Source organism: Embleya sp. NPDC056575 (assembly GCF_042793325.1).
In the GTDB taxonomy this organism is placed as follows: domain Bacteria; phylum Actinomycetota; class Actinomycetes; order Streptomycetales; family Streptomycetaceae; genus Embleya.
Genome location: NZ_JBHTVA010000057.1, coordinates 65113 through 77312, shown reverse-complemented (window position 1 = coordinate 77312; position 12200 = coordinate 65113). Strand labels below are relative to the sequence as shown.

Sequence of the window (12200 nt, the reverse complement as noted above, 5' to 3'; positions counted from 1 at the left end):
CACGTGCCGGGGGCCGCGGCGTGCCCTGATTCGACCGACCGCGCCCTCATGCCCCCGGCCTGGACACCTTCCCACCAGATGATTATGGTTTTCATTATCGAGACGTCGACGCGGCACCCGCCGATCGACGTGGACCCACCCCTGCCTGGAGACATCCCATGCGTATATCCGTGCGCGCCGGCGCGGCCCTCGCCGCCGGCGTCCTGAGCACCGGCGCCCTCGCCGCGTGCGGTTCCGACGACAAGGACGCCAAGGACGGCAAGCGGGCCGAGGCCGCCCCGGTGGCCAACGCCGGCGCACCCGCCGGCGGCTCGGGGCCCAAGGTCAAGGTCGTGGCGACCACCACCCAGGTCGCGGACTTCGTCCGCAACGTCGGCGGCGACCGGGTCGAGGTGACCCAGTTGATCAAGGCCAACGCGAGCGCACACGAGTACGAGGCCACCCCCGCCGACCTGAACGCCATCCGCGGCGCCAAGCTCGTCGTCGAGAACGGCGTGGACATGGAGAAGGCGTGGCTGCCCAAGGCGGTGCAGGCCGCCGGCTTCACCGGAAAGGTGGTCGACTCCTCCACCGGCGTACGACTGCGCAAGGGCGAACCAGGCACCGACGGCGAGGAGTTCGACCCGCACATCTGGCACGACCCGAGCAACGCCAAGGTGATGGTGGCCAACATCGGCCGCGCCCTGAGCACCGCCGACGCGGCGAACGCCAAGGTGTACGAGAACAATCTCGCGGCCTACACCGCCAAGCTCGACGCGCTCGACGCGGACACCCGGGCCAGGATCGACGCCATCCCCGCGCCCGATCGTAAGCTGGTCACCAACCACGACGCGTTGGGCTACTACGTCGACCGCTACCGACTGGAGTTCGTCGGCTCGATCATCCCCGGCTTCGACGACCAGGCCGAACTCTCCGGCAGCCGGATCGACGAGATCGTCGGCAAGATCAAGGCCACCGGCGCGAAGGCCGTGTTCGCCGAGAGCGCGCTGCCGCCCAAGACCGCCGCGACCATCGCGCGAGAGGCCGGCGTCAAGATCGTCGACGGCGACGACTCGCTCTACGCCGACTCGCTCGGCGTCCCCGGCTCGGCCGGCGAGAGCTACCTCGGCGCGGAGAAGCACAACACCGACACCATCGTCGCCGCGCTGCGAGGGTGACGATGACCGACCGCGGCCCCGCCACCACCACCCTCACCACCATCGCCGTCGCCGTCGCCGTCGCAGCACCGTGGGCCCGGCCATGACCGACCCCGCTCCCGACCCGATCCGCTTCACCGACGCCACCATGGCCTACCACCGCGCCCCCGTCCTGGAAGGCGTCGACGGCCGGGTCCGGGCCGGGGAGGCGGTGGCCCTGATCGGCCCCAACGGCGGTGGCAAGACCACCCTGATCAAGGCCGTGCTCGGCCTGGTCCCGGTGATCGCGGGCACGGTGACCGTGGCCGGCCGCCACCCGGCCGACGCGCGCGCCCGAGTCGGCTACGTACCGCAGGCCGCGAGTCTGGACCCCGAATTCCCGGTCACCGCCCGCCAGGTGGTCATGATGGGCCGGCTGCGGCTGATCGGCAGATGGCGCCGACCCGGCCGGCGGGATCGGGCGGCCGTCGACGACGCGCTGGCCCGGGTCGGCCTCGCCGACCGCGCCGGCGCCCGCTTCGGCACGCTGTCCGGCGGGCAGCGCCAGCGGGTGCTGCTGGCCCGCGCGTTGTCCCCGGACCCGCCGATCCTGCTCCTGGACGAACCCTTCAACGGCGTCGACGCGGTCAGCCAGGACGCGCTGATCACCGCCCTGACCCGGGCCAAGAGCACCGGCACGGCCATACTGGTGAGCACCCACGACCTCGGCCCGATCCAGTGCCTGTGCGAACAGACCTGCCTGGTCAACCGCCGGCAGATCGCCTTCGACCGGACCGAACTGGCGCTCACCCCCGACCTGTTGCGCGTCTGCTACGGCGGACAGGTGGTCGACCTCGACGCCGGCCGACTCGTCGTCACCCGAGGCTGACCGGCCGTGGACACCGCACTGCTCCTGGAACCCTTCCGCGTGCCCTACCTGACCCGGGCCCTGATCGAACTGACCATCCTGGGCGTACTCTGCGGCACCGTCGGCACGTTCGTCGCGCTGCGCCGCCTCGAATTCGTCGCCGACGCGCTCACCCACACCGTCTTCCCCGGCGTGGTGATCGGCTTCGCCCTCCGGGGCACGACCGGCATCCTCGCCGGCGCGCTGATCGCGGCCGGTATCACCGCCTGCGCCCTGACCCTGCTCACCCGCCACCGCCGCACCGGCGACGACACCGCGCTCGCCATCGTGCTGACCGCGATGTTCTCCGTCGGCGTCCTGGTCATCTCCCGCAGCCACTCCTACGCCGCCGACCTGGAGACCTTCCTGTTCGGCCAGGTCCTGTACACCTCACGCGCGCAGATCACCGAATCCGCCGTGGTGGCCCTGCTCTGCCTGGCCGCGCTCGCCCTCCTGGGCCGCGAACTCGTGCTGCGCGCCTTCGACCCCGACGCGGCCCGAGCCGCCGGCCACCGGGTCGGCGCGCTGGACCTGGCGTTGAACCTGATCGTCGCGCTGACCGTGGTCGCCGCGGTCCGCACCGTCGGCACCGCGCTGATCCTGGCCCTGCTCGTGCTCCCGGCGGCCATCGGCCGCACCCTGGGCCGCCGCCCGGCGCACCTCGCGCTGATCGGCTCGGCCGCCGCCGTGCTGTGCGGCTACCTCGGCCTGACCATCAGCTACACCGCCTCCGTCGACCACGACCTCGCCCTGCCCGCCGCCCCCACCGTCGTGCTCACCCTCGTCGCCGGGTACCTGCTCGCCCTCGGCGCGTGCGGCGCGGCCCGACTGCGCCCCGCCCGCTTTCGGAGGCCCCGATGACCTGGTTCGACACCTACACCCACCGTGCCTACGCCGAGGCGGTCATGGTCGGCCTCCTCGCCGGCGTCGTCGGTGTCCAGGTCGTGCTGCGCAAACTCGCGTTCCACGCCATGGCGACGACCCACGCCACGTTCCCCGGCGTGGTCCTCGCCTCGATCCTCGGCATCGACATCCATCTCGGCGGCACCGCGTTCGGCGTACTGCTCTCCGTCGCGGTTCTCGCGCTGACCCGGCGCCCGGGCCGGACCGCGTCGGGTGCGATCGGCGTGGTCCTCGCGGCGGGCCTCGCCCTGGGAGCCGTCCTGGTCGCGGCGGGACCCGCGAGCGATCGCAAACTGTCCGCCTTCCTGGTCGGTTCCATCGTCACCATCGACACCCACGACCTGGCCGTCACGGCCGCCATCGGGACGGTGATCCTGGCGCTGCTCGCGGTGTTCGGCCGCGAACTCGGCTTCGCCGCCTTCGACCACGACGGGATGCGGGCCGCCGGACACCCCGCCCTCGCCCTCGACCTGCTGCTCCTGCTGATCGTGCAGGCGGTCGTGGTGGTGCTCACCCCGGCGGTGGGCGTCATGCTCACCCTGGCCCTGCTCGTGGCACCGGCGGCGACCGCCCGGCTGTGGACCGACTCGCTGCGCCGCACCGGAGTACTGGCCGCTCTGCTCGGCGTCGGCAGCGCGGTCACCGGCCTGGAACTCTCCCGGCACTACGACGTGGCCGCGGGCGCGACCATCGCCCTCGTGGCGGCGGCCGGCTTCGTCGTCTCGCTGCTCGTATCCCCGCGATACGGCGCACTCGGCCGGCTTCTCGACCGCCGCCCGGAAACGGCGACGGCGCCGGCCTGATCCGCCCCGGGAGACGCTGTGGTGCAGGTCACCCGATTTCCCCGGTGGTACGCGTCGACCGAAACTTGGTCCGCGGGCGTATATCCGCCGAGTCCGAAACAGAGCCGGGGGAGTCGTTGACCGTCGAGGAGTTCGAAGAGTTCTACGCGGCCGCCGTCGGCCGACTCACCGGTCAGCTCTACCTGATGCTCGGCGATCGGCACGAGGCCCAGGACGTGGTCCAAGAGGCGTTCGTCAAGGCGTGGAGCAGACGCGGACAACTCGACCGGCACGGCAATCCGGAGGCGTGGATCCGGGTGGTCGCCTGGCGGTTGGCGGTGAGCCGGTGGCGCGGTAGACGGCGCACCGACGACGCGTGGCGGCGGCACGGCGCACCCCTCCAGGCCTCCGGTCCCGAACCCGGCATGGTCGTACTGGTCTCGGCGCTGCGGCAGTTGACCCCGAAGCAGCGCCGGGTGATGACCCTGCACTACGTCTGCGACCTGACGGTGGAGCAGGTCGCCGCCGAGACCGGCATGGCGAGCAGCACCGTCAAGACCCACCTGGTGCGCGGACGTGTGGCCTTGGCCCACCTCCTGCCCGACCCGTACGCAGAGGAGTCCCCCGGTGCCGGAGCCTCATGAGTCGTCGAACCCGCCCGTCCCGCCCCTTCCGCGGCCGGATCCGTTGCGCACGGCGCTGCTGGAGGTCGCCGTCGACGGGAGCCGGCAGGCCACCCCCGCGCCCTTCGCCACGATCCGGCGCCGCGGCGACCGTATGCGCCGCCGCCGCACGGCTCTGCTGGGCGCCGCCGCGTGCCTGGTCCTCGGCGGCACCGCGACACTCGCGGCGGCGCTGATCCACGACGACCCGACCCCGTCGCCCCCGGCGGTGTCGCCCGTCCCCGTGCCCTCGGAGTCGCCGGTCCCCACCCCCAAGGGCACCGACGCGACGCCGACGTTGTACACCGACCCGTCGAACGAATCCGCCACCGACCCGACCGGCTGACCCCCGGCCGCACAGCTCGACCCGCGCCAACGCCCGGGCGCGCTCCGGGCGTCGACAGCGAACGGGCGCGTCGGGGTGGGGGGTTGTGCTGAACTGTGGGCATGGAATTCTCCCGACTGCTCGACTGTCTCGCGGCCGACTTCGCCCGTCTCCGGGCCGTGTCGGCGATGGACCCCACGGCTGGTGTGCCGACCTGCCCCGGCTGGACCGTGGCCGACCTGACCCGCCATGTCGGCGAGGTGTACCTGCACAAGACGCAGGCCATCCGCGAAGGCGCCGAACCCGACCCGTGGCCGCCGCAGGAGTTGGCGAAGGAGGACCCGATCGCGCTGCTCGACCGCGCGTACGCCGACCTGCGACACGAGTTCGCCACCCACGGCCCGAAGGATCCGGCCGGATCCTGGTACACCCCGGACCCGACCGTCGGCTTCTGGATCCGGCGGATGGCGCAGGAGACGGTGATCCACCGGATCGACGCCGAACTCGCCGTCGGGGAGCCGGTCGCCGAGATCCCCACCGACCTCGCGGTGGACGGTGTCGACGAGTTGCTGAAGGTGTTCGTGGCGTACGGCGTCGCCGAGTGGGGCGACTACTTCACCGGCGTCCTGGCCCAATCGCCGGGCCGCACCTACCTCGTGCGCGCCGACGAGACGGCCTGGCGGGTATCCACCGGGCCGGGCCTGTTCCGGGTCGAGGACGGCGCCGGCACCGGCCCGGCGGACGTGAGCGTGAGCGGGCCGTCGGCGGCGGTGCTGCGCCGGCTCTGGAACCGGGAGGAGGCCGACGCGACGAGCCCGGTGACGGTCGTGGGCGCCCCGGAGGCGGTCGAGGAACTGCACCGCTGCATCGTCATCGCCACCCAGTAGCGCCGATCGTGCCCCGCGTCGGCCCCGGACCGCCCGCGGCGGCTCCGGAGCGAGGGGCGACCGCCTCGGCGGCGGCGAGCAGCGTATGCAACGCCCGGGACGGCACGGCCGGTTCGTCGAAGAGACGGTCCTCGGAGGTGGCCGGGGCGGGTCGCGTGGTACGCCGGCGCTCGCGGGGACCACAAACCCGAGTGGCCGACGAGGAGTGCGGCGGAGACGATGAAAGGAGCGTGTGCGGGCATCGCCGCGCGGTTTCGACCGCCGCCGTCGGCGGCGGGGTTTCCGGAGAGGTACACACCATGACCATGGCCAGGGACATCATGCACGAGGGCGCGCAGTGGATTTCGCGGACGGACACGTTGGACCGGGCGGCCCAGTTGATGCTTCGGCTCGACGTGGGCTCGTTGCCGGTCGCCGATGCGAACGAACGACTGTGCGGCATCGTCACCGACCGCGACATCGTCACCAAGTGTGTCGCCCTCGGCCACGATCCGGCCCAGGTGACGGCGGGCGACCTGTGCGAGGGCACACCGCGCTGGATCGACGCCGAGGCGGACATCGGCGAGGTGCTGCAGGAGATGCGAGAGCACCGGATTCGGCGACTGCCGGTGATCGATCACAAGCGCCTGGTCGGCATGATCAGCGAAGCGGATCTGGCCCGTCACCTGTCGGACGAGCAGGTAGCCGCCTTCGCGGAAAGCGTGTACGCGGCGTCGCGCTAGTCGCTCGCCGAACCGCGTCGACGGCCGTTCCCCGCAGCCCGTTTCGGATCTCCCAGGGCACGGGGGACGGCTGTCGCACGTGGGCCGGGCGCCGACTCGGTCAGAGGACGGGCACCACGCCCACCGGACACCGCGCGTGGTGCAGGACGGCGTGCGTGGTCGGGCCGAGCCGCATCGGCAGAGGGCCGCGCCTGCGGTGCGCGGCGACCACCACGAGAGCGCTGTCGATCGAGGCGTCGACCAGGTCGCGGCCCGCCGTTCCGTTCATCACCACGGTGTCCACGGGCAGTTCGGGATCCGTGGTACGGATCCTGGCGAGCACCTGGTCCACCATCCTGGTGCGCTCCGTCCGGACCGCCTCCACATCGATCATGTTCGGCAACACCAGGCTCGGCGCCAGGCCGGTGACCGGGAGCACCCACGAGTGCACGGCGCGCAGTCCGCCGCCGAGGCGTCGCGCGTGGTCGGCCGCGAAGTCCGCGGCGGGGCCGTCCTCGGGGCCGCCGACGCCGACCACGACGCCGCGCGCGTCCGCGGCCGCCGGGGTGTGTACGACGACCACCGGACAACTGCTGTGCGCGCACACCCGCAACGACACCGAGCCCAGGAGCAGCCCGGTGAAGCCGCCGTGCCCACGACTGCCGACCACGATGGTGTCGCAGCGGGCACTCGCGGCGAGCAACGACTCGGCGCTGTCGCCCTCGCGGACCGAGGTCTCCACGGCCAGTGCGGGAAAGTCCGCGCGGATCCGCGCGGCGGCGGTGTCGATCAGCGCGTGAGCGTGCTCACGGACCTCGGCGCGATGCTGATGGCCGAGCCCGCCGACGGGCACCGCGGTGACGATGTACAGCGGCACCCGGCGCGCGGCGGCGTCCCGCGCCGCCCAGTTCGACGCGTGCGCGGCCGCGGCCGAACCGTCGTGACCGACCAGGACCCCGAGACCGACTTCGCTGTGTGGGGACGACATGGCACTCACCTCTAGAGGGCATCCACCCCGTTCATACCCCGCTCCGGGGGTACCGAGTTCCACCCGGTCGATGCCCGCTCCGACGGGTGCCGAGTTCGGCGAGATCGACCCGGGACCTCACATTCGGCCGCGCCCACGCGTCTACCCGATACGGAGTCGATACCGAGTCGACACGGGCCGCACGCGGCAGCCCTATATCGCAGAGGAGACCGGCATCATGGACACCCGCCACGCGCTCGTGGACACCTCCCTGGGCGCACTGACCGTGGTGGCCGCGGACGACGCGGTCGTCGGCCTCTACTTTCCGGGGCACTGGTACCTGCCGCCCCAGGAGAGCCTGGGCCGCCGGGTCGACCACCACGACGACCCGCTCCTGGCCCGGACCGCGGCCCAACTGGTCGAGTATCTGGCCGGCGAGCGAACCTCGTTCGACGTGCCGACGGCCACCCACGGCGATCCGTTCCAGGAGCAGGTGTGGGCCATGTTGCGGGAGATCCCGTTCGGCGAGACCACGACCTACGGGGCACTCGCCGAGCGGCTGGGCAACAAGGCGTTGGCCCAGTCGGTCGGCCAGGCCGTCGGGCACAATCCGATCTCCATCATCGTCGCCTGTCACCGGGTGGTCGGCAGCGACGGCAAGCTCACGGGCTTCGCGGGCGGCCTCGCCCGCAAACGTACGCTGCTGGACCTGGAGGAGTCCGACGCGTCGAAGGCGGCCCGGCTGTTCTGAGTGCCCGTCGGGCACGGGAGCGACGCCGCACGGGATCGGGGAGATGAAGCAACCTTTCGAACGGGTCGTCGACGAACACGGGGACACCGTCCTGCGGGTCTGCCGGGCCGTCGTGGGCGTGCACGACGCCGAGGACGCCTGGTCGGAGACCTTCCTCGCCGCCCTGCGTGCCTACCCCGACCTGCCCGAGGACGCCAACGTGCAGGCCTGGCTGGTGACCATCGCGCACCGCAAGGCCATCGACATCACCCGCGCCCGGCGGCGGCACGCGGTGGTCACCGACGACCTGCCCGAGCGGCCGTCGACCATCGGCGTGCCCGGCTCGGCCGACCACGAGTTGTGGGACGCGGTCAAGGCACTGCCGCCCAAGCAGCGCCGGGCGGTGGCCTACCACCACTTCGCGGGCCTGCCCTACGCGGCCATCGCCGAGATCGTCGGCGGCACCCCGGCGGCGATCCGCCGCGCCGCGTCCGACGGGATCGGGGCGCTCCGGGCCGCGCTGTCCGCACCCACCCCGAAGGAGTAGCACCGTGATCGACACCCGCACCGGCGGCCCGGACGCCTCCGCCCTCCGCGCCCGCGCCGTTTCGGGCCCGGACACCCTCGATCGGCTGCACGAGCGGCTGGTGGCCGCCGCGAGTCGGGACGGGCTCGTGGACGTGGCCTACACCAGCGTGGACACCCCCGTCGGATCGCTCCTGCTGGCCGCCACCGGGACCGGCCTGGTCCGGGTCGCCTTCGAGAGCGAGGATCACGACCTGGTCCTGGACACGCTGGCCGGTCGGCTCGGTCCCCGCGTGTTGCGCGCGCCGGCCCGCCTGGACCGCGCGGCCCGCGAACTCGACGAGTACTTCGCCGGCACCCGGACGCGCTTCGACCTGCCGCTCGACCTCGCGCTGTCCCGGGGCTTCCGGCGACTGGTGCAGCGCGGGCTCGCCGAGATCGAGTACGGGGACACCTGGAGCTACGCGCGGGTGGCGCGCCTGGTCGGCAACCCCGGCGCGGTCCGCGCGGTCGGCACGGCGTGTGCGACCAACCCGCTGCCGATCGTGCTGCCCTGCCACCGGGTGTTGCGGGCCGACGGCACCCTCGGCGGCTACGCCGGCGGCCCGGCCCGGAAGTCCGCCCTGCTGGCCCTGGAGGCCGGCGGCCGGACCGGGGCTCGGTCCGGCGACACCGGCTAGCCGGCGATCCCGAACGCCACGATCGGGGTCCGGAGGGAGGTTTCGGGCGAGCCGGTTACGACATGTCGACATACAGTGACTTTCATGGACGATTTCTTCGGCGTGTCGGGCGATGAGGCGCCCGGGGACGCGGTGCGCGAGTTGGCCGAACAGACCACCCGCCCGGACTGGGTCGAGCCGGATCCCGCGACGGAGCTGGTGCCGCGCCTGCGGGTGGCCTGTGACCTGCCCGGTTCGCCCTGGCGGTTGCGCGGGACCACGCTCCTGCCGGGCGGCATCCTCGCCGTCGACGTCGAGCACGCCCGCCCCCGCAGCCCCCGCCTCCTCGCCGATGCCATCGAGCTGCTGGCCGGCGTCGCCGGTCCGGCGTTCTTCGTGCACCACACCGACGCCGCGACCTTCGACTGCGTCACCGGCACCCTGCGCAGCGACACTCCCGGCCCCGGTCGAGGCCACCTGCTCCGGCTGCGCCTGGTCGCGCCCGGGCCCGACGGCAGGCCCACCCTTCGGGCCCACGCGGAAGCCCTGATCCCCGCACCCTGATCCCCGCACCCTGAGCCGCCGCCGAAACCGCGCGGAAGCGGGCGGGGCACCCGGCGGACCCGGGACACCGGTACTCCGGGCGCGGCGTCCGGCATTGCCGAACTGCCGCCCCGGGCCCGGATATCCGGTGGTTCGACGGCGGCTGGGCTGGTTGGATCCGGGGATGAACAGTCACTTCCCCGAGGGCTACGAGGTGTCCACCGATCCGACGCGGCTCGACGTGGCGACGATCCACCGATGGTTGTCCGAGGACGCCTACTGGGCGCTCGGTCGGCCGCGCGAGAAGCTGGAGCGGGCGATCGCCGGCTCGCTCAACTTCGGTGTGTACGACGTCGTTTCCGGCGCCCAGGTCGGCTACGCCCGCGTGATCACCGACCGCGCCACCTTCGGCTGGCTCTGCGACGTCTACATCGATCCGACGGTGCGCGGCAAGGGCCTGGGCACGGCACTCACGATCGCCGTCCGGGACGAGTTGGCGCCGGACGGGCTGCGCCGGATCATGCTCGCCACCGCCGACGCGCACGGGGTGTACGCCAAGGCGGGTTTCCGGCGGCCGGCTTCGACGGACACGTGGATGGTGCTGGGCGAGCAGTGACCGCCTCGCCGGCCCGCCCGGACCGCGGCGGGCCGCCCCGGTCCGGGCGGGACACGGCCGGGCCGGCGGGGGGCCGCAGGCTCATTCGCTCGGGACACCGCCGGACGCACGGTGGGTGCATGACTTACCAAGGCGACACGATCACGCGGGAACCGGACGACCCGCTCCCGCTCTCGGCACCCGTAGCATCCCTCGGAAGGACCAGGATCATGTGCCGGCACATTCCCACCTGCCCCACCGCATCGGCCCCCGACCACCTCGCGGCCCACGTCGTCACCAGCCACCCCGAGCAGGGCTGGAGCCTGCTGTGCAACGGGGTGGTGATCTTCGAGGACACCGGCGCGCTGCTGCCCGACGGTGCCGCCGAGGCACCGCACCGGCCGGCCCCGGAAGGATCGCCCGTCGACGGGCCCGCCCGGGTCCCGGCGCAGCGCCGACTGGAGACCGCCGGGTAGGCGGGCCGACCGTACCGATACCGACAGAGGACCGCACGCCCCGCGCGTGCGGTCCTCTTCGTGTGCGTCCGGGAGGCGATGCGGGGGCCCCGAGGGTGCGACCGTCTCCCGCGGTCCCGAGGTGCTCCGGGACTCGGGACGGGACTTCGGCCTCAGGTGATCGGGACCCGGGCGCACCGAGGGTTGTGGACACATCGCTCCACGGTTTCGAACGACAGAGAGAGGCACCCCGTGAGTACTCTGTGCCGGCCCGCCGTGGCCGTCCCCGAGAACATCGTCACGCTGGACGAGTCGATCGACATCGCCCGCCGGCTGCATGCCGACAATCCGCGGCTGCCGCTGGCGCTGCGACTGATCGGCAACACCGGCGTGCGCAGGCGACACCTCGTGCAACCGCTCGAACAGACCCTGCGGCACCCGGGTTTCGAGGCGCGCAACCTCGTCTACGAGCGGGAGGCCAAGCGCCGGGTGCCGCCCGTGGTCTATCAGGCGCTGGCCAACGCGGAGTTGGGCGTGCGGGACATCGACCTGCTGATCTACGTCTCGTGCACCGGCTTCACGATGCCCTCGATGACCGCCTGGCTGGTCGAGGCGATGGGCATGCGCTCGGACACGCGCCAGTTGCCGATCGCCCAGCTCGGATGTGCCGCCGGTGGCGCGGCGATCAACCGGGCGCACGACTTCTCCACCGCCTACCCCGACGCCAACGTGCTGATCGTGGCCTGCGAGTTCTGCTCGCTGTGCTACCAGCCCGACGACGACGACATCGGTTCGCTGCTGTCCGACGGGTTGTTCGGCGACGCGGTGGCGGCGGCCGTGGTGCGCGGTTCGGGCGGTACGGGGGTTCGCCTGGAACGCAACGCCTCCTACCTGATCCCGCACACCCAGGACTGGATCTCGTACGCCGTCAAGGAGACCGGCTTCCACTTCCGGTTGGACAAGCGGGTGCCGGGCACGATGGAGCCGCTGGCGCCGGTGATCGCCGATCTGGTGGGCCGACACACGTGGGACGCCTCGGCGTTGGACTTCTACATCGTGCACGCCGGCGGCCCGCGCATCCTGGACGACCTGAGCCGATTCCTCGGCGTCGACAAACACGCGTTCCGGCACAGCCGGGCCACGCTCACCGAGTACGGGAACATCGCCAGCGCCGTGGTGTTCGACGCGCTCGACCGGCTGTTCGCCGAGGGAGAGCCGAGTGTCGGCGGGCGCGGCATCGTGGCCGGTTTCGGTCCGGGGATCACCGCCGAGATGGCGCTCGGTACCTGGACCCGCGGCGCGCCGCCCGTCGATCACCGCCGGCGCGGGCGTACCCGGGGCCGGGTCACCGGGCAGCGGTCCGCGCCCGTGCACCCGGCGGCCTCGCCCGTGCGGCCGGGATGAGGCCGCCGAGCCGACCGTCCGCCGAACCCAGCACCGGGAG

At 72.8% G+C, this 12200-nt stretch carries 16 protein-coding genes; 15 read left to right on the top strand and 1 reads right to left on the bottom strand.

Annotated features, from left to right (window positions below; genetic code table 11):
- Positions 1-158 precede the first annotated feature (158 nt).
- The 8 genes from ACFRCG_RS35225 to ACFRCG_RS35190 all read left to right on the top strand — a co-directional run bounded on the left by ACFRCG_RS35225 (position 159) and on the right by ACFRCG_RS35190 (position 6303).
- Positions 159-1157 carry a metal ABC transporter substrate-binding protein gene (locus ACFRCG_RS35225; protein ID WP_380039098.1) on the top strand — a complete coding sequence of 333 codons (999 nt, stop codon included), beginning with the start codon at positions 159-161 and terminating at the stop codon, positions 1155-1157.
- A gap of 82 nt (positions 1158-1239) precedes the next feature.
- Positions 1240-2004 (top strand): metal ABC transporter ATP-binding protein, encoded by a 765-nt coding sequence (locus tag ACFRCG_RS35220; RefSeq protein WP_380039096.1) that lies wholly within the window; start codon positions 1240-1242, stop codon positions 2002-2004.
- Positions 2005-2010: 6 nt separating this feature from the next.
- Positions 2011-2883, top strand: coding sequence for a metal ABC transporter permease (locus ACFRCG_RS35215; protein WP_380039094.1), 873 nt, complete (start codon positions 2011-2013; stop codon positions 2881-2883).
- Positions 2880-3728, top strand: a complete 849-nt coding sequence (locus ACFRCG_RS35210) for a metal ABC transporter permease (protein WP_380039092.1) — start codon at positions 2880-2882, stop codon at positions 3726-3728. The genes ACFRCG_RS35215 and ACFRCG_RS35210 overlap by 4 nt, the downstream gene beginning before the upstream one ends.
- A gap of 116 nt (positions 3729-3844) precedes the next feature.
- The gene (locus ACFRCG_RS35205) at positions 3845-4351 is read left to right on the top strand and encodes a SigE family RNA polymerase sigma factor (RefSeq protein WP_380039090.1); all 507 of its coding nucleotides are present in this window, start codon (positions 3845-3847) and stop codon (positions 4349-4351) included.
- A complete protein-coding gene (locus tag ACFRCG_RS35200) occupies positions 4335-4715 on the top strand; it encodes a hypothetical protein (protein ID WP_380039088.1) in 381 nt (126 codons plus the stop codon). Before ACFRCG_RS35205 ends, ACFRCG_RS35200 begins: the two co-directional genes overlap by 17 nt.
- A gap of 101 nt (positions 4716-4816) precedes the next feature.
- A complete protein-coding gene (locus ACFRCG_RS35195; RefSeq protein ID WP_380039086.1) occupies positions 4817-5581 on the top strand; it encodes a maleylpyruvate isomerase family mycothiol-dependent enzyme in 765 nt (254 codons plus the stop codon).
- A 299-nt stretch (positions 5582-5880) separates the two neighbouring features.
- Positions 5881-6303: a CBS domain-containing protein gene (locus ACFRCG_RS35190; RefSeq protein ID WP_380039084.1), complete on the top strand. Its 423-nt coding sequence runs from the start codon at positions 5881-5883 to the stop codon at positions 6301-6303.
- A 100-nt stretch (positions 6304-6403) separates the two neighbouring features.
- Here ACFRCG_RS35190 and ACFRCG_RS35185 read toward each other — a convergent pair whose 3' ends face one another.
- Positions 6404-7270: a universal stress protein gene (locus ACFRCG_RS35185; protein ID WP_380039082.1), complete on the bottom strand. Its 867-nt coding sequence runs from the start codon at positions 7268-7270 to the stop codon at positions 6404-6406.
- A 217-nt stretch (positions 7271-7487) separates the two neighbouring features.
- Here ACFRCG_RS35185 and ACFRCG_RS35180 point away from each other — a divergent pair, with 217 nt between their 5' ends.
- The 7 genes from ACFRCG_RS35180 to ACFRCG_RS35150 all read left to right on the top strand — a co-directional run bounded on the left by ACFRCG_RS35180 (position 7488) and on the right by ACFRCG_RS35150 (position 12160).
- A complete protein-coding gene (locus ACFRCG_RS35180) occupies positions 7488-8000 on the top strand; it encodes a methylated-DNA--[protein]-cysteine S-methyltransferase (protein ID WP_380039080.1) in 513 nt (170 codons plus the stop codon).
- Positions 8001-8043: 43 nt separating this feature from the next.
- Positions 8044-8526, top strand: a complete 483-nt coding sequence (locus ACFRCG_RS35175; protein ID WP_380039078.1) for an RNA polymerase sigma factor — start codon at positions 8044-8046, stop codon at positions 8524-8526.
- A 4-nt stretch (positions 8527-8530) separates the two neighbouring features.
- Positions 8531-9184: a methylated-DNA--[protein]-cysteine S-methyltransferase gene (locus ACFRCG_RS35170; protein WP_380039076.1), complete on the top strand. Its 654-nt coding sequence runs from the start codon at positions 8531-8533 to the stop codon at positions 9182-9184.
- 84 nt (positions 9185-9268) lie between these two features.
- Positions 9269-9727, top strand: coding sequence for a hypothetical protein (locus ACFRCG_RS35165; RefSeq protein WP_380039074.1), 459 nt, complete (start codon positions 9269-9271; stop codon positions 9725-9727).
- 163 nt (positions 9728-9890) lie between these two features.
- Entirely contained in the window at positions 9891-10322 is a 432-nt protein-coding gene (locus ACFRCG_RS35160) for a GNAT family N-acetyltransferase (RefSeq protein ID WP_380039072.1), read from the top strand.
- 209 nt (positions 10323-10531) lie between these two features.
- On the top strand, positions 10532-10777 hold the full coding sequence (locus tag ACFRCG_RS35155; protein ID WP_380039070.1) for a DUF5999 family protein: 246 nt from the start codon (positions 10532-10534) through the stop codon (positions 10775-10777).
- A 231-nt stretch (positions 10778-11008) separates the two neighbouring features.
- Complete coding sequence (locus ACFRCG_RS35150; RefSeq protein WP_380039068.1) at positions 11009-12160, top strand: type III polyketide synthase; 1152 nt, start codon at positions 11009-11011, stop codon at positions 12158-12160.
- The last annotated feature ends 40 nt before the right edge of the window (positions 12161-12200 follow it).

Coding starts and splice junctions, on each gene's coding strand:
- ACFRCG_RS35225 (WP_380039098.1), top strand. CDS start 159: ATGCGTATATCCGTGCGCGCCGGCGCGGCCCTCGCCGCCGGCGTCCTG.
- ACFRCG_RS35220 (WP_380039096.1), top strand. CDS start 1,240: ATGACCGACCCCGCTCCCGACCCGATCCGCTTCACCGACGCCACCATG.
- ACFRCG_RS35210 (WP_380039092.1), top strand. CDS start 2,880: ATGACCTGGTTCGACACCTACACCCACCGTGCCTACGCCGAGGCGGTC.
- ACFRCG_RS35195 (WP_380039086.1), top strand. CDS start 4,817: ATGGAATTCTCCCGACTGCTCGACTGTCTCGCGGCCGACTTCGCCCGT.
- ACFRCG_RS35190 (WP_380039084.1), top strand. CDS start 5,881: ATGACCATGGCCAGGGACATCATGCACGAGGGCGCGCAGTGGATTTCG.
- ACFRCG_RS35185 (WP_380039082.1), bottom strand. CDS start 7,270: ATGTCGTCCCCACACAGCGAAGTCGGTCTCGGGGTCCTGGTCGGTCAC.
- ACFRCG_RS35180 (WP_380039080.1), top strand. CDS start 7,488: ATGGACACCCGCCACGCGCTCGTGGACACCTCCCTGGGCGCACTGACC.
- ACFRCG_RS35175 (WP_380039078.1), top strand. CDS start 8,044: ATGAAGCAACCTTTCGAACGGGTCGTCGACGAACACGGGGACACCGTC.
- ACFRCG_RS35165 (WP_380039074.1), top strand. CDS start 9,269: ATGGACGATTTCTTCGGCGTGTCGGGCGATGAGGCGCCCGGGGACGCG.
- ACFRCG_RS35160 (WP_380039072.1), top strand. CDS start 9,891: ATGAACAGTCACTTCCCCGAGGGCTACGAGGTGTCCACCGATCCGACG.
- ACFRCG_RS35155 (WP_380039070.1), top strand. CDS start 10,532: ATGTGCCGGCACATTCCCACCTGCCCCACCGCATCGGCCCCCGACCAC.